Source organism: Neobacillus sp. GCM10023253, from assembly GCF_042653105.1.
In the GTDB taxonomy this organism is placed as follows: domain Bacteria; phylum Bacillota; class Bacilli; order Bacillales; family Cytobacillaceae; genus Neobacillus; species Neobacillus citreus.
Genome location: NZ_JBHSHV010000020.1, coordinates 1 through 23,104, shown reverse-complemented (window position 1 = coordinate 23,104; position 23,104 = coordinate 1). Strand labels below are relative to the sequence as shown.

Annotated in this window: 22 protein-coding genes and 1 pseudogene; 8 read left to right on the top strand and 15 right to left on the bottom strand. The window is 35.3% G+C overall.

Annotated elements, in window-relative coordinates:
* Nucleotides 1–23 precede the first annotated feature (23 nt).
* Nucleotides 24–971: a metal ABC transporter substrate-binding protein gene (locus tag ACFPA1_RS22110; protein ID WP_378585625.1), complete on the bottom strand. Its 948-nt coding sequence runs from the start codon at nucleotides 969–971 to the stop codon at nucleotides 24–26.
* A gap of 245 nt (nucleotides 972–1,216) precedes the next feature.
* Between ACFPA1_RS22110 and ACFPA1_RS22105 the strand changes: the two genes are divergently transcribed.
* Together ACFPA1_RS22105 and ACFPA1_RS22100 are read left to right on the top strand one after the other, a co-directional pair.
* The gene (locus ACFPA1_RS22105; RefSeq protein ID WP_378585623.1) at nucleotides 1,217–2,206 is read left to right on the top strand and encodes a permease; all 990 of its coding nucleotides are present in this window, start codon (nucleotides 1,217–1,219) and stop codon (nucleotides 2,204–2,206) included.
* 15 nt (nucleotides 2,207–2,221) lie between these two features.
* On the top strand, nucleotides 2,222–3,148 hold the full coding sequence (locus ACFPA1_RS22100) for a TIGR03943 family putative permease subunit (protein ID WP_378585621.1): 927 nt from the start codon (nucleotides 2,222–2,224) through the stop codon (nucleotides 3,146–3,148).
* A gap of 190 nt (nucleotides 3,149–3,338) precedes the next feature.
* Here the strand turns inward: ACFPA1_RS22100 and rpmG are convergent, their stop codons facing one another.
* Both rpmG and ACFPA1_RS22090 read right to left on the bottom strand, forming a co-directional pair.
* On the bottom strand, nucleotides 3,339–3,488 hold the full coding sequence (gene rpmG / locus ACFPA1_RS22095; protein ID WP_088090954.1) for a 50S ribosomal protein L33: 150 nt from the start codon (nucleotides 3,486–3,488) through the stop codon (nucleotides 3,339–3,341).
* 27 nt (nucleotides 3,489–3,515) lie between these two features.
* On the bottom strand, nucleotides 3,516–4,703 hold the full coding sequence (locus tag ACFPA1_RS22090; RefSeq protein WP_378585617.1) for a GTP-binding protein: 1,188 nt from the start codon (nucleotides 4,701–4,703) through the stop codon (nucleotides 3,516–3,518).
* A 276-nt stretch (nucleotides 4,704–4,979) separates the two neighbouring features.
* On the opposite strand from ACFPA1_RS22090, the gene ACFPA1_RS22085 reads away from it, so the two are divergent.
* The 4 genes from ACFPA1_RS22085 (at nucleotide 4,980) to ACFPA1_RS22070 (ending at nucleotide 8,980) form a co-directional block, all read left to right on the top strand.
* Nucleotides 4,980–6,026, top strand: a complete 1,047-nt coding sequence (locus ACFPA1_RS22085) for a metal ABC transporter substrate-binding protein (RefSeq protein ID WP_378585615.1) — start codon at nucleotides 4,980–4,982, stop codon at nucleotides 6,024–6,026.
* Between the two features lie 111 nt (nucleotides 6,027–6,137).
* Nucleotides 6,138–7,136 carry a permease gene (locus ACFPA1_RS22080; RefSeq protein ID WP_378585612.1) on the top strand — a complete coding sequence of 333 codons (999 nt, stop codon included), beginning with the start codon at nucleotides 6,138–6,140 and terminating at the stop codon, nucleotides 7,134–7,136.
* Between the two features lie 12 nt (nucleotides 7,137–7,148).
* Nucleotides 7,149–8,042, top strand: a complete 894-nt coding sequence (locus ACFPA1_RS22075; RefSeq protein WP_378585609.1) for a TIGR03943 family putative permease subunit — start codon at nucleotides 7,149–7,151, stop codon at nucleotides 8,040–8,042.
* A 461-nt stretch (nucleotides 8,043–8,503) separates the two neighbouring features.
* Nucleotides 8,504–8,980, top strand: a complete 477-nt coding sequence (locus ACFPA1_RS22070; protein ID WP_378585607.1) for a hypothetical protein — start codon at nucleotides 8,504–8,506, stop codon at nucleotides 8,978–8,980.
* Between the two features lie 452 nt (nucleotides 8,981–9,432).
* On the opposite strand, the gene ACFPA1_RS22065 is transcribed toward ACFPA1_RS22070, so the two are convergent.
* The 10 genes from ACFPA1_RS22065 to ACFPA1_RS22020 form a co-directional block, all read right to left on the bottom strand.
* Nucleotides 9,433–9,948 carry a CBO0543 family protein gene (locus ACFPA1_RS22065; RefSeq protein WP_378585604.1) on the bottom strand — a complete coding sequence of 172 codons (516 nt, stop codon included), beginning with the start codon at nucleotides 9,946–9,948 and terminating at the stop codon, nucleotides 9,433–9,435.
* Nucleotides 9,949–10,134: 186 nt separating this feature from the next.
* Entirely contained in the window at nucleotides 10,135–10,302 is a 168-nt protein-coding gene (locus ACFPA1_RS22060; protein WP_378585602.1) for a helix-turn-helix domain-containing protein, read from the bottom strand.
* Nucleotides 10,303–10,388: 86 nt separating this feature from the next.
* Nucleotides 10,389–10,877, bottom strand: a complete 489-nt coding sequence (locus tag ACFPA1_RS22055; protein ID WP_378585599.1) for a sigma-70 family RNA polymerase sigma factor — start codon at nucleotides 10,875–10,877, stop codon at nucleotides 10,389–10,391.
* A gap of 355 nt (nucleotides 10,878–11,232) precedes the next feature.
* The gene (locus ACFPA1_RS22050) at nucleotides 11,233–11,370 is read right to left on the bottom strand and encodes a YvrJ family protein (RefSeq protein WP_217033350.1); all 138 of its coding nucleotides are present in this window, start codon (nucleotides 11,368–11,370) and stop codon (nucleotides 11,233–11,235) included.
* A 124-nt stretch (nucleotides 11,371–11,494) separates the two neighbouring features.
* The gene (locus ACFPA1_RS22045) at nucleotides 11,495–11,713 is read right to left on the bottom strand and encodes a DUF2922 domain-containing protein (protein ID WP_378585596.1); all 219 of its coding nucleotides are present in this window, start codon (nucleotides 11,711–11,713) and stop codon (nucleotides 11,495–11,497) included.
* 175 nt (nucleotides 11,714–11,888) lie between these two features.
* Nucleotides 11,889–12,104, bottom strand: coding sequence for a DUF1659 domain-containing protein (locus ACFPA1_RS22040; protein WP_378585593.1), 216 nt, complete (start codon nucleotides 12,102–12,104; stop codon nucleotides 11,889–11,891).
* A 704-nt stretch (nucleotides 12,105–12,808) separates the two neighbouring features.
* Nucleotides 12,809–13,234, bottom strand: a complete 426-nt coding sequence (locus tag ACFPA1_RS22035; RefSeq protein WP_027323056.1) for a MaoC family dehydratase — start codon at nucleotides 13,232–13,234, stop codon at nucleotides 12,809–12,811.
* A gap of 306 nt (nucleotides 13,235–13,540) precedes the next feature.
* Nucleotides 13,541–14,155: a DUF3658 domain-containing protein gene (locus tag ACFPA1_RS22030; protein ID WP_378585590.1), complete on the bottom strand. Its 615-nt coding sequence runs from the start codon at nucleotides 14,153–14,155 to the stop codon at nucleotides 13,541–13,543.
* 109 nt (nucleotides 14,156–14,264) lie between these two features.
* The gene (locus tag ACFPA1_RS22025) at nucleotides 14,265–14,480 is read right to left on the bottom strand and encodes a hypothetical protein (RefSeq protein ID WP_378585588.1); all 216 of its coding nucleotides are present in this window, start codon (nucleotides 14,478–14,480) and stop codon (nucleotides 14,265–14,267) included.
* 402 nt (nucleotides 14,481–14,882) lie between these two features.
* The gene (locus ACFPA1_RS22020; RefSeq protein WP_378585696.1) at nucleotides 14,883–15,287 is read right to left on the bottom strand and encodes a CBO0543 family protein; all 405 of its coding nucleotides are present in this window, start codon (nucleotides 15,285–15,287) and stop codon (nucleotides 14,883–14,885) included.
* A gap of 614 nt (nucleotides 15,288–15,901) precedes the next feature.
* Between ACFPA1_RS22020 and ACFPA1_RS22015 the strand changes: the two genes are divergently transcribed.
* The gene (locus tag ACFPA1_RS22015; RefSeq protein WP_378585585.1) at nucleotides 15,902–19,000 is read left to right on the top strand and encodes an EAL domain-containing protein; all 3,099 of its coding nucleotides are present in this window, start codon (nucleotides 15,902–15,904) and stop codon (nucleotides 18,998–19,000) included.
* Between the two features lie 389 nt (nucleotides 19,001–19,389).
* Here ACFPA1_RS22015 and ACFPA1_RS22010 read toward each other — a convergent pair whose 3' ends face one another.
* Nucleotides 19,390–20,892, bottom strand: coding sequence for a phospholipase D-like domain-containing protein (locus ACFPA1_RS22010; RefSeq protein ID WP_378585583.1), 1,503 nt, complete (start codon nucleotides 20,890–20,892; stop codon nucleotides 19,390–19,392).
* 893 nt (nucleotides 20,893–21,785) lie between these two features.
* On the opposite strand from ACFPA1_RS22010, the pseudogene ACFPA1_RS22005 reads away from it, so the two are divergent.
* Nucleotides 21,786–21,992: pseudogene (locus tag ACFPA1_RS22005) on the top strand (DUF1657 domain-containing protein).
* A 353-nt stretch (nucleotides 21,993–22,345) separates the two neighbouring features.
* Here the strand turns inward: ACFPA1_RS22005 and ACFPA1_RS22000 are convergent.
* Nucleotides 22,346–22,786, bottom strand: coding sequence for a cell wall hydrolase (locus ACFPA1_RS22000; RefSeq protein WP_213146170.1), 441 nt, complete (start codon nucleotides 22,784–22,786; stop codon nucleotides 22,346–22,348).
* Nucleotides 22,787–23,104 lie beyond the last annotated feature (318 nt).

The following is a 23,104-nucleotide window of genomic DNA, read 5'->3' as shown; positions in this document are numbered from 1 at the left end:
ATCTATATCCTAGCCTTGTCATTTTACTCTAATATTGATAGTTTTAGTGCCTCAAGATTTTTTTTCATAACACCAATATAGTCTAACCCTTGTTCTTGCTCATCCTTCGTTAACCCTTCTAATGGATTTAAAACCTCCGTTTTAGCACCGATTTCTTTTGCTAACGTCTCTGCCACTTTTGAAGAGGTAAGTTCCTCAAAATAGATAATCTTTATGTTTTTCTTTTTTGTCAATTCCGTTAATTCAGCCATTTTTCCTAACGTAGGTTCTACATCAGGTGATAATCCTGCGATAGGAATTTGTGTTAATCCATATTGTTTCGCTAAATAGCCAAATGCTGCATGTTGGGTAACAAATTCCTTATTCTTAGCATTATCAATAGTCTCTTTGTATAAATAATCTAAATCGGCAAGTTCAGATTTTAAATTTGCTGCATTTTTTTCATACTGTTCTTTATTGTTTGGGTCCACCTGTTCTAGAGCCTTCGCTATAGTGTCAACCTCTTGCTGAGCTAACACTGGAGAAAGCCAAACATGAGGATCTTTAGATGATGCATGTCCCGAATGGTCATGATCCTCCTCTTCCTCTGATTCTAATGCATTCATCAATTCAATACCTTTTGAAGCCTCTACAACCTTTAAATTTGAATCATCAATACTCTTTAATGCTTTTTCAGTCCAAGTTTCGAAGTAGTGGCTATTATAAATAAACACATCTGCGTCTTGAATTTTAGCCATATCCTTTACAGTTGGTTCCCAATCATGTGGCTCTACTCCACTTGGTATCAATAGTTCAACATTTGCTGAGCTGCCAGCTACTTTTTGGGTGAAATAATACATAGGATAAAAAGTAGTGACAATCTGCAATTTATTAGATCCTTCGGTATTTTTTTCGCTTTTCGTTGAAGCTGTGTTTGAGCAGCCACTTGCCATTATTAGAAAAATAATTAATGGGGCTAAAAGTCTTTTCATGTTCATTTCCCTCCAAAGTTATCTTTAATTAGGAATTATTACGATTTAAAGTGAATAATTATTTTGTATTATTTTAGATTATAAGTAATATACAAATCGTAATTATTACGAATTAAATCTTATAACGATTTTTTATTCATGTCAATCATCAAATTTTAATGAAATAAACAACTCATAATCGCATATCCATATGATAGGAATAATAGATTTGAGGAGGTAGATTTGCTGTGACCATAATATATAAGATGTTTAAAGATAGTCTCGTTTTTCTATTATTTTGTTTATTCCTTTTTCTATTTCTCTTTGCGGAGGAGCTAAAAAACACTTCTTTTTTTACTAGAATCCCAAGTACATTCTTTAATGTAAACACCATTTTTCTAAGTATTATTTTAGAAGCTATTCCTTTTATTTTACTGGGGGTATTTGTATCAGCTATTATCCAATCATTTGTTTCCGAAAATGTAATCCGAAGGGTTTTGCCCCGTAATGCCTATCTAGCCCTTATACCTGCTGCTTTACTTGGAATAATCTTTCCCATATGTGAGTGTGCTATCGTTCCTGTCGTTCGAAGATTAATAAAAAAAGGAATGCCTTCACATGTAGGTATTGTATTTATGCTTAGTGCTCCAATCTTAAACCCTGTCGTTTATGCGTCTACTTATTTTGCATTTAAAAGCACACCTTATGTAGCCAATTCAAGGATGTTTGTAGGATTTATAAGTTCCATTATTATTGGATTAATCATTTACAGACGCTTTAAAGGTGAAAATATTCTTAAAGTTCAGAAGGAAGACCATCACCATAATCATCACCACCACCAAAGTGGTGGAAATAAACTTTTAGAAACACTCTATCATGCAAGTGATGAATTATTTGATACAGGGAAGTATTTATTCATAGGTGCATTTCTTGCAAGTTTATTTCAAGCTTTCTTAGATCGAAATGTTCTCTTATCAATAGGGACAAGCACAACCTTTGCACCAATGGCTATGATGGGACTAGGATACGTCCTTTCTGTATGTTCTTCAGCAGATGCCTTTGTCGCCTCGTCATTTGGTTCCAGTTTTACAGAAGGTTCCATCCTTGCGTTTCTTGTTTTCGGTCCTATGATTGACATAAAAAACACCTTAATGTTATTTGGTTATTTTAAGAAAAAGTTTGTCATATACCTACTATTGGTAACTCCTCTTGTCGTCTATTTTTCCGTATATATTTTTCAGCTAATTTTTTTATAAAAGGGGTGTCCAATAATGAGACCAAATAAAATCCAAGATTTTTCTTTTCATCATCTAATCAGGGGAATCATTTTGATTGGATTTATGTTACTTTTATTTAAATTACTTCTAACGAATAATATATCTCTATTAATCGCACCAAAAATGATTCGATTTATTTACTTTACTCTCTTTGTATGCCTTATTCTTGGAGTTCTTTTGATTATAAGAGGAACTTCAGGGAAGGCTCACTCTTATCATTGTGATTGTGACGGGGAACATACCTATCCTTCCTCTTTCGGGAAAAGTGTCTTTCTTTATTTATTGTTTATTCTTCCTATATCCACAGGATTTCTTTTCTCGAACAATGTTTTGGGCAGCTCTGTTGCAATGAATAGAACAATTATATTGGGAGCTACCTCTCAACCGACTGAACAAAATAAACCTATAAATAACAGTTCAAATTTACAATCATCATCTAATACCAATGAATCTAATACATCAAATAGCACACAAAGTGTACTTGATAATCAACCTGAGCCTTTAACTCAAAAAGAATATGATGCGTTGAAGAATAAAATATTAAAGGCTAATATCATTAATATAGACGATAACCAGTATGTAAACATAATGAACATTATTCAAGATAATCTAAATGCGATGATTGGAAAAACGGTAACCACAAAAGGATTTGTGTATCGGGAAAAAGAATTTATGCAAAACCAGATAATTGTTGCTCGATTTGGAATCACATGTTGTGTTGCCGATGCTTCGGTATATGGAATGATGGCAAAAGGAGATGTAGCTACATTGCCGAAGGATAAATGGGTTCAAGTAACAGGTAAAATTGAGCAAACCCAATTCAATGGGGAGACAATTCCCGTTATAAAAATTGACCAACTTTCAAAAATTACTGCTCCGCAGCAGCCCTATGTGTTTGATGAAGGCATTAAAATTGAGTAGACATTTGCAATAATAAATTAAACCTCCTGATTAGTGCCAGATATTTATTTTGTGAAATTAGTGTTTACTTGGGTTGGTGAAGCATCATTTACATTTGTGTAGCTATTTTAGCAATGGATGCCTGCCGGATATTCCCTTTATTTAAAAGGAGACCCTTAAGTTGAGCTTAAGGGTTTCCTTCTATCGATGATTATTTTGTTTCACGATGTAAAGTACGTCTCTTTAAACGCGGGGAGTATTTCATCAGTTCAATTCGGTCTGGGTTGTTTCGCTTATTTTTGGTCGTAATGTAATTACGGTCCCCTGTTTCTGTACATGCTAACGTGATTTTTACTCTCATTTTTAGTTCCTCCTGGGGTGATTTAATTTATCCTGAAACTGTAAACGCTGGAAGAGGATCGTTAAAGACCTCCCAGTCCATTTTTATTTCCTCTTCTGTTAATAAGCATTGGTCTAATGAAGACTCGATTTCATCTCGGTTCATATTAACACCGATAAAAACGAGCTCTATCATTCGATCACCAAACTCTTCATCCCAATTTTCCAAAAGCTCTGGTTCTTCCAACAGAATTTGCTTCTTTTCATGCTCAGGATAGGATGCCAGCCATTCTCCTGCACCCTGCAGCATAATTGATGGTCCTGCTTGCGACAGCATCCCAGTCAAATCATTACGAGTCGGCAGCCAAAAGAAGCCTTTCGCCCGAACAACTTCCACCGGCCAATCCTCTAACCATTGCATCCATCTTTCAGGGCGAAACGGTTTCCTTCTACGATAGACAAAGGATGAAATACCATACTCCTCCGTTTCAGGCGTATGCTCCTCCGTTAATTCCTTGATCCACCCTGCCCCTTGACTGGCTTCTTCAAAATCAAATAAATTGGTATCCAAAATTTCATCTAGTGCTACTTTTGAGTAAGCACTTTCGATTATTCTTGCCTCCGGATTCAGCTTTTGTAAAATGAATTTTAGCTTACTTACACTATCTTTCTCCACTAAATCAATCTTGTTTAAGACCAACACATTCGCAAACTCAATTTGATCAATTAATAATTCAACGACTTCACGTGTGTCTGACTCATCTGCTCCTTGCTTTCGATCAAGAAGACTTTCACCTGATGAAAAATCATGCCAAAACCGATACGCATCGACTACCGTCACCATCGTATCCAGCCTGCAAAAATCGGATATGTTTATTCCCAGATTTTCATCAACATATGTAAAGGTTTGCGCAACAGGTATCGGCTCAGAAATTCCGGAGGATTCAATCAGGATATAATCAATATCTCCGAATTGAACAAGCCTTTCGACCTCGATCATTAAATCCTCTCTTAACGTACAGCAAATACAGCCGTTTTGCATTTCGACCAATTTTTCATCGGTTCGTGAAAATCCTCCCTGTTTAATCATTGCAGCATCGATATTCACTTCACTCATATCATTGACAATGACTGCAATCTTTTTATTCTCGCGATTTGTTAATACATGGTTTAATAAAGTTATTTTCCCGGAACCCAAATAACCACTGAGCACTGTAACCGGTATTTTTTTCGTCATATCTTCACCTCGTTTTTAAATCCAAATCATTCCGATTTGTAAGATATACATACCCTTCTCCTCTTAACTTAAAGCAATTCATTCTTTAAATCGTAATAGTTACGATTAGTATCGTATAAAAAATTGATAAAGAATGCAAGCTCCTTCTGAAAAATTTTTCTTACCTAGAAAATGATTGTTGAAATAAAAGATTCATATTTTCATTTACAAATTCATAAAAATATTATAGAGTTTAAAACGTAATGGTTACGATTTATATTAGATTGGAGTTAAAAAATGAAGATTAATCGATTTGTTTCCGCTTCTGTTCTCTTGTTAAGTCTGATAATATCCGGTTGCGGAAACAGCAAAACTGTAAGTACAAATGCGGATAAAAAAGATAATGACAAATTAACGGTCTATACCACTATTTATCCGCTTGAGGATTTTACTAAAAAAATTGGCGGTGAGTTTGTCGATGTGAAAAGCATTTACCCTCCGAATGTGGATGCTCATTCGTACGATCCTTCAACAAAAGACATGGTCAATCTGGCAAACTCCGATTTATTTATCTATACGGGAGTTGGGATTGAAGGGTTTGCAGAAAAGGCAGCTGAAGCATTAAGAAAAGAAGATGTCCAAATTTTAAAAGCTGGTGAAGGACTTGAACTAATAGATTCCAGTGATGAACATCAACATGATGGCGACAATGGTCATTCTGATAGTGAACACCACGAGGATGAACATGGACATGCCGAGGAACATCAAGCTGAAAACAGTGAGTCTAGTGAACACCACGAAGATGAACATCATCATGGAGATGTGGATCCCCATGTCTGGTTAGATCCAATCCTTGCCATTGATCTAGCCAATAATATTAAAAACTCATTAAGTGAATTGATGCCAGAACACAAGGCAGAATTTGAAACCAATTTTAATCAGCTAAAAGACGAGTTAGAAAAGCTTGATCAAGAATTTAAGACGACGATTGAGAGCTCAAAAACGAAATACTTACTAGTGGCACATGCTGCCTACGGATATTGGGAAAAGCGATATGGGATTGAAGAGATTGCTATTGCAGGCCTATCCCCTACTCAAGATCCTACCCAGAAACAATTACAGGCCATCATTCAAGAGTCAACAGAGCATAACATCCATTATGTTATTTTTGAGCAAAATGTCTCATCAAAGGTAGCAAAAACCATTCAACAGGAATTAGGTGCAAGGTCGCTTACCCTTCATAATCTTGAGTCCATAACAAAGGAAAATATGAAACAAAATGATGACTACTTCAGCATCATGCGCAAGAATTTAAAAACGCTTAAGACCGCTTTAAATGAGTAGGAAAGGAAGCAATCCCTGATATTGTATGACAGGGATTGCTTCCATACATATTCATAAACTATCAAAAGTGATTATAGTGTATATGGAAAAATCTATTTATTGGAGGTTTTTATGAATCGAATTCTTCGCAATCATATCATAGACTTTACAGGAATGGTCTTCATTGGCTTGGCACTCATGCTGCTTTCCTTCAGCGTTCACTTTCAACTGCCCTTCAAGCTTTCTCCTTCTTTGCTGAATCTCAACACGATTTTTCTAAGTATTTTAATAGAGGCTCTCCCTTTTGTTTTAATCGGAGTTCTTATCGCTGGTATGATCCAAGTCTTTGTAACAGAAGAGCATATAAGACGTTGGATTCCAAAAAATCGGTTTTTGGCTATCATGATGAGTTGTGTGATTGGTGCCCTTTTCCCTGCCTGTGAATGCGGTATTGTTCCCATTGTTCGCCGGCTTGTTGGAAAAGGGGTGCCCATACATGCTGCTATCGGATTTATGTTGACAGGCCCGCTTATTAATCCAATTGTAATTGCTTCTACTTACATGGCTTTTGGAAACGATGTTAAAATTGCCAGTTTGCGGATGGGTTTAGGTTTTTTTATTGCAATCATAACAGCATTTCTTGTCAGCTTGTTTTTTAAGGGACATCAATTAAAATCTTCCACTCTCACAACGCATTCCCACTCACATTCAAAAAAGGAAGCTTTTTCAAAAAGATTTTGGGACATGCTAATCCATTCCATTGATGAGTTTTTTGATATGGGAAAATATTTGATAATCGGTGCTTTTTTAGCTGCGTTTGTACAAACCTACCTGCCGGCAAAAGCTCTGTTAGAAGCCGGAAGTGGAACGGTGTCCTCCATTGCCATTATGATGGGCTTGGCCTATGTTTTATCTCTATGTTCGGAGGCAGATGCCTTTATCGGTGCTTCTTTCAGCAGTATTTTCCCTACTTCTGCGATATTAAGTTTCTTAATTTTCGGCCCGATGATGGATTTAAAAAATACTCTTATGATGCTAAGCGTATTCCGTGTAAAGTTCGTTATCGGTGTTTTGGCATTCATCATTTCTACTGTTTTTATTACAATTATGCTTGTGCAGGGCTTTATATAAGGGGGGAAAAACGTGAAATTCCATGTTCAACAGGCGATTAGAGCGTTTATTTTGCTCGCTTTTTCAGTAATGCTTTTTAAACTCCATTTTTCAGGTGAAATGACCAAGTTCATTAACCCTAAATACGAAGGATTGAGCCAATTCGCTTCCGTATTATTTTTAATTTTGTTTTTTATTCAAGTCACACGGATTTGGACCGCTAAGGAACACCATCACCATTGTAATCAGGATGACCATGACTGCAGTCATGACCATGGCGATTCGCCATTTAACACAAGAAAACTAATCGCTTATTTAGTCATTGTTTTTCCGTTAGCTGCTGGTTTCCTCCTTCCCGCCAAGGTGCTTGATGCCTCCATTGCGGATAAAAAAGGAGGTATGGCTGTTTTAACAAATCAAAGGAACTTAAAAGAGGAAAAGAAAGAGACTAATATTCAGGAATTTCCTGCTGTGGATCCTGAAGAAATCGGAAGTTCCAAGGAAATTTCAAAGGAAGAATATGAACAATTAAAACAAAACTTAATAGGAAGTACGACTATTGAGTTGAACGATGATGTTTATGCGGCTTACTATGATGAAATCCATACAGACATCCAAAAATTCAAAGGAAAGGAAATTGAATTAAAAGGATTTGTCTTTAAAGAAGCCGGGTTTAAACAGAACCAGCTTGTCATCGCGCGATTTTTAATTACCCATTGTGTTGCGGATGCCGGAATTATTGGTTTTTTATCTGAGATTCCGGAGGCTTCTTCACTTTCAGAAGATACATGGATTGAAGCAAAAGGAGTATTGGATACCACGACTTTTAATGGAACAGAACTTCCTGTTATTAAAATTACCAAGTGGAAGGAAATTAGCCAACCTAAACACCCCTATCTCTACCCTATTAGTATAAGAATTTTATAGTGGTACTACTAAGCTATTCTTTCCAAAATTTGATGATACAAGTTGTCCTCTTTTTGACAATAAAAATGTTCAATTGCTATTTTCATATCATTTTGGAAAAACTTTTTGACAGGCTAGAATGTCCAGTTTTTCAGCATTTTTATTCAAAAAATATCGTTATATTTATGTTGTCCAAATTAGGCGTTTCAGCACATTTTTTTGGACATTTCATCATGTTCCTCTCCTTCTCTTTAATTTTATTCCTTATTGTGATATAGCACCCGTTAGCTTAAGTACAAAATTTCATGTTTTAACCTAAATATCCAAAGTGTTGTAGTAAACAGTTATTGTTATAGTCTTTCTTATGATGTCCACCGTGCAAAGTAGTTTCCTATATTTTTTTTTAACACCTTGATAGTTGTACTACACAGCTTGTACCACCATGCATATAATAAGCCAGTATATGAAAAGGAAGTGATTGAATGAAGGCAATATCGACTGGAGCATTTTTGGTTCCGTTGACTAACCAAAGTGGCAGCCCCAACAACACGTTGTTTATTCTCTGGAAAAATCCAACCGATAAACCACTCACCACGTATTTACTCGGTGAAAGAACCCAATTCCCTGTTACTACTACGGGAGTTCAAAAAGAGATTGAACCCCCCCATTTATTTAAAGTGATCGTTCCTGCACACAGCTTTAAGCCCCTTAATGCTGGGAACCCTGCTGGATTTTATATTCGATTTTCATTTTTCGGAAATATCGGTCGAGATGAGCTGAAAAACCAACTCAGTGTGGAGGTAATCGCTGGTACATCAGCCCCTGGCGGTGTAACATTATCAGTTGCTGATCCTACTGTCTTTTTCAGACACGCAGACATGGTTGAAGCGGACATCAAACCACCGAGTAGCCTAACCCCACTTCCAGATGACCCCCTACTAAATATGTTCCAAGAATGATGAACACGGTGATCGTTCCAACAGCGTTCTTTAGGCATGAAGACTTTGTAAACAGATATTGATCCGAAAGGTGACCCCGTGCTGCAACCAAGGACGTTATCTATCGTGTGGAACAATTTTATGCCGTCAAAATTACGAATTAATGACAGTCGAGTATTGAGTGAAACAAAAAGCATTTTAAAGATTTGATTATAAAATCGAAAAAAAGCCATCCCCATTAATCGAAAAGGTTCTATTTGAGGGTGCATATCATATTAAATCCTCCATTAAGCTCTTATATTTATAAGCAAACACTCCTTACCCTCTTTTTGAATTTTCTTACAATCCATTCTAATGGTATTCCTTCTTCAAGTAAACTGCCTTCAATTAAAAAGAAGGCTGCCGCAGCAACCCTATTTTCAACGGAAGCCCCCGTTAATTTAACATGAACTTAATTAGTGTTAACCTGAAAATTAGAATATTGGAACATTAAAATAAATTACAAAAAAGAAAACAATCGGAATAGAGATTAGTAAAGCAACTATTGGGTATCTATAATGTAGTATTAGCATAGGGAAAATAATAGCATTAAATAAAACTGACCATCCTATTGTCCATCCATTATGATGGGTTATTAAGTTTAAATATTGCAAATTAATGTATTCTATTATTGAAAATAAAGCTACCCAAAATAATACCCAAAACACAATTTTAATTTTATCCTTTGGGAATTTTCCCAGATATATTAAGACACTTGATGGATAAGCAACAAACATGATTAACAAGGTAATAATAGTATGATTTGGCAGCAAATTTAATCCGAATATACTCTCCTTATATTCCCACATTTTGTAGTCGTAGCAAAGGAAATTATAAAGCAAATCGCCAAACCATAAGAACAAAATCGTGGAATGGTATTTCCTCCAATTTCTCCAGTCACCCCATTTTATTCCTGCAATAAAAAATAAACTGTTGAATATTAAATGCATAATATCAGCCCCGAATTTTTCTGATATGTATTATTTACAAAATATGTAAAATTTATTAAACGGACTGACCTCCCTATAATCCAGTCTTTCACTAACGCACCTGAGTTTAAGTGAAAGACTTCACAATATTTTATTCCATATTTACCATAACGGGTTTATACGAGACATATTAAAAAGGCAAACACATCAGTGCTCACTCCGTTCGATATGGCTAAACTCAATTCGTGTCCTTTTTTGATTGGCCAATTCACTTAAAGCTGCATGGCGTACATCAGATAGACGCGATAATTCTCTTACTGAAATATTATGTCTATTAGCTAATTCACCTATTTTTACCCTTACTTTTTTAGCCATAGATTGCCAACCACCAATCAAAGTACTCTAAAGAAAAAGTAACATAACGGCACTTTATAAGTGGTACGCGTAGGCGTAACATTCCATCAAATCAATTCATTTATTACAACCTTTATTTTCTCACGCGCCCCTTTCCGCCATTGCTTTACAGCCGATACCGTGACTTTTTCTAGTTCGGCGATTTCTTTAATAGAAAGCACATCCCAGAAGGTGTACAATAGCCACTTCTGTTGATTTGGGGTAAGCATTTCGCAATAGGATAATAGGATTTCTCTTTCCAAGGTTCTGTCTGTTTGGAAATCACCAGCTATCCTCCTGAATTCCTCCTCCGTGCAAACACATCGTTCCTTGGCTAACGCAATTTTTTTCAGTTCCACGAGCAGGCGACCTCTGATAAACGTATAAGCATAGTTAGTGATATCCCCCTTTTCGGGATTAAATCGCTGGCTAACCTCCCAAAGGGCAATCAGGGCATGCTGATAAAACTCACCCTTGTCTTCGTATAGGTGAAGGGAGCTGATGATTTTATGAATCATTGGTTTATATTGTTCTGCAATCTGATCAAAGCTCTCCAACGGACGTTCCTTTCAGGAAAGCGCGCTTTGCCAATGTATTCCCGGGTACCTCTACCATAACGGGAATCCCTCATTTCATCGAACTCCACTAATTCACTTTCAACACCAAAAAGAACCCCAAACCCACACATTTTCGCTTCAAAATACAAATATGGATGGGTTTTTTTGAATTTCGAACAAATACAATAAGAATAGATGCACGGAGACGGTTCTCGTGCATCATTTTTATCCATTGGGCTAGAGAAGTTTTGGGGCGGACAGAGGGGATTTTCATTTTATAGATTAAAGCCAACTGCCCCGTAGAAAAGGTAGTTGGCTTTAATCATTTCGGGATTACCAAAGGGCGGTATGATGATCACCCCTTCATTCGCTCAGGGAGGCCCTGTATCGACTGGACGACTAAATCAAGCTTGGATTCTATTCGATATAGAAGATATAGGGTGACAACGATAGGGAAGCCGACCTCATTGATAAATGAGATGATTTGTTCCACGGCAAATTCTCTCCTTTCCTAATCATATTTTAAAAGAGGCCGGTTTCGTAAAAGAATCCGGCCTCTCCCTTAGAACATATCGATTTGACCAAATTGCCCTGCAAATTCGATACCTAATAATCTACTAAACAATTTCATACTCAACTACGTTGCGGTCGATGACTCTTGCACCTTTTGAAGCAACATATCTGCCGCTGGCCGATGTAAATACATCTGCAGCAATGATCTGTTCCATCGCTTGTTTGACAGCAGCCTCATCAACTGGTTCCTTCGGATTGTCCACTGCTATACGGGCGGTCTTTCCAAACTCCGTACCAAACATTAATTCCAATGTTTTTGCCATTCTATTCACCTCCCTTCTTTGAGAAATGGGGACGGTCCTTTTGCTTCAATTTTTTCCAATCCTCCTGCTTGATTGGTTTGAAGCTTCGTTGATTCATAGCATGAATAGCTTTTTTAGATTACCAGAACCGTCCCCGTGCACCATTTGAATCACGAGAATCACCCCTTAGCTTCCGTTACGCAGTTAGTTCAGTACTGTCGCTTCGTTCTACCTTGTTAAGCGGGTCATTGCATAAAGCAGAAATGGCTGTTGCAACTTGGAATAACTGGTCAACAGTCGATTCCATTTTGATGTTGCTGAATGTTTTGGTTTTTAGAACAGGATTTCCCTGTTCGTCCAGGTCCACCTGGAATGCCAGTCGAAGCGAACATTGTTTTAATTGGGAATTCAAGGTGGATTATGAAAATTACCCAAGATAATATTGGTTAATTAATCAAACACTGGGCTCGTACTATCTGAATATCCCTAGGGGTTGTATGCTGACTTATTGTCCTTACATTCAATTTCATTTAAATCCTCATGTAATAGATTTCTTTGTTTTTGAAAGACGATTCCATAAAAATAGGCAAGCGGATTTTTGTGAAGTAGCAGGAATCGATTTAATAGACAGCTCTTATAGGAAAAAGTTCAAGAGTACCATATTCAGCTTTATTTTTTCAGGAGACGTTAAGGATGATGGGTGTTATGAGGGGTAATGGGGAACCGAGGTATGCTGCCTGTGCCCGAAGCAGTCTTGTCTGACAAAAGATCAAGCGGATTTTTTATATCGGGATTTTTATAATAAGTTCCAAAGAAGTGAACTTACCTTTATGGCTTCTGCGGATGGAAAACAACTTAAGATGGTTCAAAAATGTTTTTGGCAATTAAGAAATGCTGTTTATGGCAGTATGTTTTATGAATCTAAAAAAGCCTAAATTGAACAAGTATTATATATAAACTTGCATAATTTAGGCTTTTTAATTTTATTTGTTATTGTGGTAAAGCACTCCGTTAGTGGAATAAGACCCTTTCCAAAAATGTAATTACGAAAATACTCAACCCATAAGCCGTAATTGACTTGTGTAGATTATTTCACTTATTTTCAATTACAACACATCATCGCTTAATCAAACCCGACAGGTCTACTTCTAATACTTTATCTTCTTTATCGTTGTAAGTAGATAACAATACAGTAATGATTCCCGATTCATTCTTCGTCTCTTTCTTATCGATAACCTCGGCGATGGTATACAATTCATCACCAGGATACACCGGTTTTATAAATTTCAAATTATTCATGCCTGTTCCAGCGATGATATCATCACCATAGATACCTTGTTCAATCCAAAGCCTTACTGAAATGCTTAATGTATGTAGTCCGGAAGCGATGATTCCATCAAATCTCCCCTGCTTTGCTTTTTCCTCATCTAAATGCATATATTGAGGATCAAATTCTCCTGCAAATCTCATAATATCCGCTTTTGTCATTTTGAAGGACTTAGTTTCAAACACCTGTCCAACTGTAAACTCATCAAACTTCATAATTACACCTCTTATTTAGAAACTTTTGCACTTGTTTATATTAAGGTAGCATCAAATGCACATCAAGTTAAAAAAATACTCAAAATCCTCTAAAATCAATAGAAAAGAATACTTTTTTGGGGATATATATAATTCATCTTTGCAATTGTAAATACCTTATTTAACTATCCTGTTTCGTAAGTTCAATAAGAAAACAAGACGCTGCTGCAGCAACCTTTGTTTAACTCTTGCACCGTTAGTTTAAGTACATTTCTTCACATACTATTTTAAGTTGTTATGAATTTACCACAAAACAGAGAAGCATTTTTAGTGCTTCCCTCCAGAAGAACATTTCTTAAATTTAATACTGTAATAACGCATTGCTTCTAGGCTACCTTTATATTCAAAAATTCCCTTTTCAATTAATTTCCTAACCCTATATTCCAAAAAGCTGTCACCGATATATTGAAGAATATGTCCATAAACTTCACCGACTAATCTTGCACACATAAGAAACCCCTTTTTCTTCCCAATCAGCTTCTTAGCTTTTTCAATTATAAAATCATCGTAGTAGTTTTCAGCTACAACTTTTATTTCTCCGTTTTCCCATATTCTTAATGTAGCGAAATTGTTTGAGAGGTCTAACCACTCTTTTTCAAAATGCTTACGCTCTATGTCTGATAAAATCTGCTTGTTTTCTTGGCTATATTTATATATGGTTTGTAATTCTTCTTCAATTATTTCACCCGAAAATACGGGTACATACCTCTTAGCCTTTTTTTTATACAATTCTCTATACAATTTTGCAGTATCAATGATTGAAATGTTGATTTTTTGTTCCCGCAACAAATACATTGTAAAAAGAAGAGCTGTATGTTCATGTGCATTTTCAGATACCCATATGTAAATTGGAACATTTTCTGGAATTGATGATAATTGCATGTTTCTTCTACAATACTGATCATAGGAACCTGGACTTTTTGCTGAATTTGGTCAAAAACTATATGTGGTGTGTTTCCACACATGAATACAAAATCAGCCCCAACCCTTTCTAATTTTGAACAGCATCGGTTAAGTAATGAATGACCTCTTCTGTCTGTCCATTTGTAAGGAAACGAAACATCTTGTACATATTAATGCTGTTAATAAAGAGTTCCGGTAAGTCTTCTTTACTACCTATCTTTTCTTGAAATTTAGAAATAATGGATTGGTAATAATCCACCGTTGCTTCTGGTCCGACCCCGCCAACAATTCCAACCCTTTTCATCCTATCTGGCCCCTATCCAGTCTTAACTTTTTAATTTATGTTAATTTGATTATTAAATAGAGTCAATTTTCGTGATGCATAGGGACGGATCTCTTGTCCCATTTTGCGAATGCCGGTTTAGTTCAGCGCTCGGGTTATGAGGATAACGACAATTGAATTGGGATGCATAGGGACGGTTCTCTTGTCCCACACCGTGGTTCCGGTTCAGGTTCCATCTTAGTCGCATGGACTGAAAACGACAAAAATGATGCACAAGAACCGTCCCCATGCATCAAATTTATTACACTAACTGATACTTGAAATTTAAGTCTGGCTGCCACCTTTTGGTGGCTTTTTCTTGTTAAGCTAACGAGGCAGGCTAGTACAAGAACAAATATTACGCATTTAGTAAATGCAACACAATTATGTTTTAGATTTCATTAATTGTTTAACAAATAAATGATTGAATAGTAAAGTTATATATAATACAGGATAAATAGGAATCGAATACCATAGCTTCCAACCACCGTACTTAAAAACATTTGAATGAACTATAAGAAATTCGTAAAATACTGCAAAAACAGACCAACCCAAAATATACATTATCTTCGAAAAAAGTCTTTTATTATATGGAAAAAAATTAAGAAACATCATATTTACCTGTGGATATAAACCAAAAATGACCAGAAATGTCTCTGTGTCTACTCCTTTATTGAAATACCAGTACAATTTGAATTTAAAACTCAAAAATATATCTGCACTTAGTTGTAACACTATTGCGAATAACGAAGTTGTATACAATTCAATTCGAGAAATATTTTTGGGCATAAACCATACAACAGTATTGAAAATGATTACTGAAAGGAGAACTAAAAACATAAACATCATCCTTAGAATTTTATATCCTCTCTATTCTTAGTTTTAATTGTGAAATTATCCCTTTAAATTAATTTTTTGACTATAATTTATGAATAATTGAACTTTAACAAACACTTACTTTAATTAAAAAATCTGCTCTAGAAACTGGCTGATTTTTATTATATACGGTTTTCTCTTGTGCAACATCTTTGACAAATAGCAAGATAATGGTCCAGTTCTTGACTGGACGTGATTGCTTCTTTGCTATTTAACCAGTATTGTTGTCCAACTGATATTATTTCAGCCTGTCTAGACAAATCGTACCCAGAGAGGTTCCATGTCAAGTCCTAAAACGCCTATTCTATGGATACATATAAACAATGATAAAGGGTGTACCATATCAAGTTTTTGTTGTTGATACTGTATATAAGGACAGTTAGTTGAAGAGAGAAAAAACATCATGAGGTTAGGGTATTTTAAAAATAGATGGATTATATTAAATTTCTCCTTGCAATGGAAAAACTGTATATTATATTAGTGAATAATTTAATTTTTATATTAGGAGCTAACGAAAGGAGATCACCTTGAGCAATATAAACAATACTCAGGATATTTTAGAGCGAATTTCTGATGCGTTTTATTCGTTAAATAATGAATTAAAATTTGAATATATAAATAATGTTACAGAAAAACTTTTACAAATTAAACGTGAAAATGCGATTGGACAATATATTTATAATGTATTACCGCACAGTGACTTGCATAAATTTGTAACACGATATAGAAAGTCATTGTCAGAACAGGTTCCTGTAGAATTCGAAGAGTATTTTAACAATAAATGGTATGAAATAAGGGCATTTCCTTCTGAGGAAGGCTTGTCTGTGTTTTTTAGAGATATTACAGAACAAAAGAAAGTGTTTCAAAAAATTAATTTTTTAGCTAATTACGATGTTATAACAGAAATACCGAACCGTTTTTACTTTAATAAATACATAAAACGCAAGTTACAATCCCAATCTTTTGCGGGTTTATTTGCCGTTTTATTTATAGACATTAATAATTTTAAAATTGTTAATGATATATACGGTCATGAGGTAGGTGATCAGTTATTAAATCAAATTTCCAGACAACTAAAGAAAGAAATAAATCAATTTGGTATCATAGCTCGATACTCTGGAGATGAGTTTCTAGTAACGCTGGAAAAACTTGAAGAAAATGAAATTTCTCCTTTGATTGAACGGATAATTGAATCATTTTCAAGTCCATTTTGTATAAATGGGTATGACATAAAAATTTCTATTTGTGTTGGGGTTAGTCAGTTTCCTAAGGATGGACAAAGTGAAGAGTTTTTAATAAGACATGCAGAAAATGCGATGTATCAAGCAAAAAAAGAGGGTAGAAATAAATATAAGTTCTACGCCTTTGATGAGAATGAAGGGAGACTAGACTCTTTAAAAATAGAGATTGAGCTCCATCAGGCGATAAAAAATAATCAGTTATTACTTCACTATCAACCTAAAGTCGATTTAAAAACGGGGAAAATTGTGGGTGTTGAGGCATTAATTCGTTGGGACCACCCTGTTTGGGGAATAGTATCACCAGGAACATTTATACCTATTGCTGAAGAGACAGGATTAATTTTATCTATTGGAGAATGGGCTTTGAATGCTGCTTGTAAACAAACTAAAACATGGCAACAACAGGGTTTTTCAACAGTTGTTTCCGTCAATTTATCAGCTATTCAATTCAATCAAACTAATATAATTGATACTATTGAATCGATTCTTCAAAAAACAGGATTAGAGCCACACTTTTTAGAAATTGAGATTACTGAAACTATGACAGTCGATATTGACCGTACAATTTCTATGTTTCAACAGCTTAAAAAGATTGGTGTACGGGTAAGTATTGATGATTTTGGTACAGGTTTCTGTTCATTAAGCTATTTAAAAAAACTGCCTGTTGATACCCTAAAGATTGACCAGTGTTTTGTTAATGAACTTCGAAACAACCCGAATGATGAAACCATGGTTAAAACCATTATCTCAATGGCTCATAATTTAAATATAAATGTAGTGGCAGAAGGAATTGAAACAAAGGAGCAACTGGTTTTTCTACAACAGCATATATGTGATGAAGGTCAAGGGTATTTCTTAAGTAAGCCATTAACACCTTATCAATTAGAAGAAAAACGGTTTGAAATTGAAAAAATAGTTGTAGAACATGGGATTCCAAAGGATCTAAACCATCAAATGTTGATGGATGAATTATTGAAATCTGCCCAAAGAGAGTTGAAAGATACTATTCGTTTGCAGCAAGGGATGATATTTAAATATAAAAAAATTAAAAATCGTTTTATTCATACACAGTGTGACGGGGAATTATTATACCGTTTTGGAATACTTCCTTCTCAAGTGATAGGAAAAGAGTTAGAAGATTTTCTACCTTATCGAAATGCAATTGATAAAACTGCCTACTATAGGAGGGCATGGGAAGGAGAAGAATTTGTTACTTATGAGGACGAGTTAAATGGAATTAATTATCTTACAACTTTACGTCCTATTAAAAAGGCGGGAGTAGTAATCCAGGTGATTGGTTCATGTATTGATATAACAAAACGAAAAAAAGCGGAGAGAGCTTTACAAGAAAGCGAAGCTAAATATCGACTGATTGCTGAAAACATGACGGACATAGTAATATTACTGGACATGAATGGAATGATTTTGTACGCATCACCTTCACTTGGAAAAGTAATGGGTAATCCATTAAAAACATATGTAGGTAAAAGCTCGTTTGATTTAATACATCCTGACGACAAACAAAACGTGATCATGGGATTTGAACATGTACTAAATTCTATGGCTCCATTAAGGATGGAAGCTCGTTTTTTAAACATTAATGGGAAATCGGTATTATTTGATGGACTAGGTACCCCAGTCCTTGGAGAAAATGGCGAACCCGAACATTTTATAGTAGTGGGGAGAGACATTACTGAAAAAAGGGAAATGGAGGAACAGCTCTCAAAATCAGAGAAATTATCAGTTGTGGGTCAACTTGCTGCAGGTGTTGCACATGAAATTAGAAACCCTTTAACTTCAATAAAGGGATTCATTCAACTTATAGAGGAAGGAATCATGGGAAAAGAATTTTTCGAAATAATTTCCAAAGAATTTAAACAAGTTGAGGAAATTCTCGAAAAATTTATTAGTCTTGCCAAACCAAAGGAAATTCAATTAAAAAAGGTTAATATCAAAACTTTACTTAAAGATGTTGTGACATTATTAAAACCAGAAGCAAATTTGAAAAATGTAGAACTTTTCCAAGAGTATAAACCAAACCTTCCTCAGATTATGTGTGATACAAACCAAATAAAACAAGTTTTCATTAATATTATTAAAAACAGCATTGAAGCAATTCCTAAAAATGGGTTTGTAGAAATCCAAGGCAGTATTGAAGGAAAAAATGTCCTAATAAAAATAATCGATAATGGAATTGGAGTAAGTGAGCAGCGAATTCAAAAATTAGGTGAGCCGTTCTATAGTAATAAAGAAAAAGGTACTGGTTTAGGTTTAATGATATGTTTTAGAATTGTTCGGGAACATAATGGGTCAATAAAAGTAAAAAGTAAAGAAAATGAAGGTACTACGGTTGAAGTTAGGTTACCAATAAAAACTTGTCGATGATGCATGGGGACGGTCTCTTGCCTCATTTTGTGAATTGCTTGTATTTGTTCCACACTTGGGTCTATGAGGATAACTACACTTGAATTTATACATAAGATACTGTCGCCATGTCCCTTTTCGACAAATTCCAAGGAAATGAAGTTACACTGTATTTGGCAATTAAGAAATGTCGCAAATGGCTGTATATTTTTCGAATGGAAAATAAGGCTTAATATACACTTTATGAATAAAGTCTTGTATATTAAGCCTTATTTAAATACATATCTTATTCTATTAACGCACCCGTTAGTTTAAGTGAAACCTTTCACAATTATTATATAACAACTTAAAAATAAACCAGTAATCTCTCTTCCAATTCTGTATTCCCAAATTTGATACTATGTTAATGGCTACAACAACGGAAAAAGGAGACGGGCACCCTGCTGCATTAACCTCTGTAAAGGAGAGCGCTGACATATATCCTCCATTTGTAAAGAGACAGAATCATGTAGGTCCCGCTCAAATTGTTCTGTAAGGTCTTTTGCTACGTCTTTACTGTAAAAAAATTCACAAACTTCGTAATTTAAGCGAAAACTTCTCATATCATAGTTTGCTGCTCCTACTTCCGCTACTTCCCCATCGATAACCATCGACTTCGCGTGCAGCATGCCTTTGTTATATAGGTAGATATGAACCCCTGCTTCCAACAACTCTCCGTAATAAGTAAAACTTGCATGTTCTACGATTTTTTGATCCCCTTGACGAGGAACCAGCAGTCTTACACGTACTCCACGTTCAACTGCTGTCTTAAGTCCCATAATAATATCTTGATCTGGTACAAAGTAGGGTGTGGTGATATCAACAGTCTTTGTGGCTTGTGTTATCCCGATAAAGTAAGCCTGCCTAATAACTGGCGTAGGAATACCAGGATTGCCTTCCACTGTCTGTACATAGGCTTGGTGCATCCCATTGGTCGGAACTTCATTCGCGTTTGTTTCTTCAATAGTCCCCAACTCGGTGCTCCATTCTGTCAACATGGTAAATGGGTTTGATAAGCTGGTTTTAGGAGTGATGGGGGAACCATCTTTTGCAGTTTTTGTTTTCATTCTAGATTTTGTATTTATTTGTTCTGGTGAAGCAATATTCCAATGGTCTTCGAAGATCATTTTCAAATCAGATGAAGCTTCACCCACTACTCTTACATGAGTGTCACGCCAGTGTCCTACATTTGGCTTTAATCCGGTATATTCATCCCCAATATTAATCCCACCGGTAAAAGCTTCCCTACCGTCGATTAGAACAATCTTACAATGATCCCGGTTATTCAAAGTTGAAAAAATCCAAGGGGGACGTAAAGGAAAAATAGTCCGACATTCTATTCCTGCATCCATCATCCGAAAAATCTGAGTTTTAGATAATTTTCTGCTCCCCCAACCGTCTCTTATAAAACGGATATTCACACCGTCCAATGACCGTTCAATCAGTAAGTCCGTAATACGCCTTCCAATTTGGTCGTCTTTATATATGTAATATTCCAGGTCAACCGTTTTTTTGGCGTTCTGTATAGATTCCATTAGTAGATCATAGGTTTTAATCCCATTTATGAGCACCTGTACATGACCAGTCCTCAATCCATCCACGGTCAAATGTTTCAATGCTTGTACAATCACCTGAGCTGAACCGCCAAGGGAATCAGGCAGCGTGTCTGATTCGTTAGAAGTAGAAGTCGGCTTTTTACGGCGTTTCATACGTATGGGATTTGATGTAATTAAATAAAGCCCAAATCCAATTACAGGGAATATAAAACTAATGGTTATCCAATTTAAAGCCACTGCTGGTCGCCGTACCTCTCGAATCGCCATAATTATCATAAAAACAGTATTTAATAAATAAAGTCCAAAAATCCATCCCAAAATAAGCACCCTCTTTTACCTTTTAAAATGTGCAATTAGTAACAAGTTTATAACATATAACCCTGGGATTAACGAAAACAATTGGTACCCATGTTTTTCTCTTTTTTGATATTGAAGGGTTTCCAAATACCTCAATAAAAGTAACGTGTGGTCCTTTGTTTTATTGAAAACTTGGCTTGACATTAATGGTTGGAATTATTAAAAACAATGATATAAGCACAAGAAACGGGATATAAACGCATATTCTTAATAGCAAAAAGAAATGAGGACTGTTTTTATGAATTCAGAAGTACAGGTTATGCCACAACAAATAGATATAACAAATACAGATGAACGAATTATAAGGAGACCAATTTTCATTAGACCGACTTTTCTAAGACCTTTTTTTTGGAGACCTCCTATTTTCTGGAGACCTCCATTTTTTTGAAGACCCTATCTTAGAAACCCCTTTCTAACAGGATTACTGGGTGGAGTATTGGGCGGTCTATTGGTTTATATGGTCCTTATAGATATGTTTACTGGTATCCATATCCATATTATCCGCCATACCTTATTTATTAATTTCTTATAAGTCATCCTTTGGGTGCTTTTTGGTGCTAATCAATATTGTGTTAATTTCCTAGTAATATTTAGCGTACAATTTTATTAAGATATAAAATAAAATTTGCCCATTTTATTTAACCATCCTTTTTTAGGATGGTTTTGCATTTTGTTAAAATTGGTAAATTTCCCAATACATATTGGAGAAAGGCTTTAAACTCTTCCACCTATTGATTGGTTTTCTATGCCGCCGATTGGAATGTACATTCTTGCTTAATCTTTTTACATAAGCTAATAATAATTTCCACATACTACTTTCGAAATTCAAAATCATACGAAAGAATGATTAACCAATGACAGTTGGAAAACAAGTTCAACAAGCACTAGCAGGTTTAAAAAGTGCACAAGCGAGCTTTGAAGGCTTCGCTTTAGCAACCGATAACCAAAATGCCAAGCAGCTTTATCAACAGGCAGCACAATAAACACAACAGGTTCTTGATAGTCTTGAACCACGTCTTCAAGAAATTCAAAGTGAAGAACCTCAGTACAAACAGCAATAAATTGTAAGCGCTTTTCTTAAATATGATAAATCAACCCAGATTCATTTTCTGAAGATTATAATATGATATTATATGAAAAATCAGGTCCATTTTCCTTAACCATCCATAATAGGATGGTTTTGTTTTTAAATAAACCATTCTTTGTTTCATCAGTGGTTTTACAATAGCACATCCGAAAAAAATGAAATTATATTGCAATAGAGCGATATAGAAGATTATTTCTTCTTTAACTAAATGCTTCGTTAGCTTAAGTACAATATTTCACAATCTTGTTTTCTTGTATAAAACTATTACTAAAGGTTTATTTTGTGTAAATATTCCGAACATGAAAAAAGCTTACTCAAAGAGTAAGCTTAACCGCTATAAACACTATCACATGTTCCAGGTTTTGGTTCATAAAAACAATGTTCTTTAAATTGACCAGTATGAGGTTGACCGTACCATGTTGGAGGACATGGACCATGTGGATTAAAATACCATAGTGCAAATTTCGCTGGGTAATCTCTCCAATAATTCAAATTTTGTTTTGCTAATCTTTTTTCAGATGTTCTTGCTCTTTGATAAAAAACATTTCCTTTTTGAACTGCTTCAAAAGAATAATTTCCACCTTGTACTTGAAATATTACATCATGAATAGTTCTTACATCTTTGAAGTCTAAACAGGTTGCTACACACCGATTTACTATTACATTTCCAACATATAACATTCCTTGCTTTCCTTCACCTTCAGCCTCTGCTCTCATCATCCTTGCCATTTCGTCCACTTCATAACTTCGATAATTTACTCTTGGCATTTTATCACCCCAAAAATATAGTTATGAAAAAAAGCCTACATTCATGTTTTTTTTATACCTTTATTCAACTATACTGCCCCGTTAGTCCAATAAAAAAAAGCCACCAATATGGTAGCTCCGATCTTTAACTCTTGCACCCTTTAGTTGAAGTGAACCGATTCACAATCTCAACTGGGAATTTACCTTAAAAACTGAATTAACTTAATAAATATAAAAGAACTCCCTTTTTGGGAGTCTCAGACTGTCGACAAATTCGAAAAACTTCGGGTTTGCTGGCAGTCTTTTTTGTATAATTAAGGTATAGAGATTTTTATGGGG

Coding starts and splice junctions, on each gene's coding strand:
- ACFPA1_RS22080 (WP_378585612.1), top strand. CDS start 6,138: ATGAATCGAATTCTTCGCAATCATATCATAGACTTTACAGGAATGGTC.
- ACFPA1_RS22025 (WP_378585588.1), bottom strand. CDS start 14,480: ATGAAAAGGGTTGGAATTGTTGGCGGGGTCGGACCAGAAGCAACGGTG.
- ACFPA1_RS22000 (WP_213146170.1), bottom strand. CDS start 22,786: ATGCCAAGAGTAAATTATCGAAGTTATGAAGTGGACGAAATGGCAAGG.
- ACFPA1_RS22100 (WP_378585621.1), top strand. CDS start 2,222: ATGAGACCAAATAAAATCCAAGATTTTTCTTTTCATCATCTAATCAGG.
- ACFPA1_RS22110 (WP_378585625.1), bottom strand. CDS start 971: ATGAAAAGACTTTTAGCCCCATTAATTATTTTTCTAATAATGGCAAGT.
- ACFPA1_RS22105 (WP_378585623.1), top strand. CDS start 1,217: ATGTTTAAAGATAGTCTCGTTTTTCTATTATTTTGTTTATTCCTTTTT.
- ACFPA1_RS22035 (WP_027323056.1), bottom strand. CDS start 13,234: ATGAAGTTTGATGAGTTTACAGTTGGACAGGTGTTTGAAACTAAGTCC.
- ACFPA1_RS22030 (WP_378585590.1), bottom strand. CDS start 14,155: ATGCAATTATCATCAATTCCAGAAAATGTTCCAATTTACATATGGGTA.
- ACFPA1_RS22085 (WP_378585615.1), top strand. CDS start 4,980: ATGAAGATTAATCGATTTGTTTCCGCTTCTGTTCTCTTGTTAAGTCTG.
- ACFPA1_RS22065 (WP_378585604.1), bottom strand. CDS start 9,948: ATGCATTTAATATTCAACAGTTTATTTTTTATTGCAGGAATAAAATGG.
- ACFPA1_RS22090 (WP_378585617.1), bottom strand. CDS start 4,703: ATGACGAAAAAAATACCGGTTACAGTGCTCAGTGGTTATTTGGGTTCC.
- ACFPA1_RS22020 (WP_378585696.1), bottom strand. CDS start 15,287: ATGCCCAAAAATATTTCTCGAATTGAATTGTATACAACTTCGTTATTC.
- ACFPA1_RS22045 (WP_378585596.1), bottom strand. CDS start 11,713: ATGGCAAAAACATTGGAATTAATGTTTGGTACGGAGTTTGGAAAGACC.
- ACFPA1_RS22060 (WP_378585602.1), bottom strand. CDS start 10,302: ATGGCTAAAAAAGTAAGGGTAAAAATAGGTGAATTAGCTAATAGACAT.
- rpmG (WP_088090954.1), bottom strand. CDS start 3,488: ATGAGAGTAAAAATCACGTTAGCATGTACAGAAACAGGGGACCGTAAT.
- ACFPA1_RS22070 (WP_378585607.1), top strand. CDS start 8,504: ATGAAGGCAATATCGACTGGAGCATTTTTGGTTCCGTTGACTAACCAA.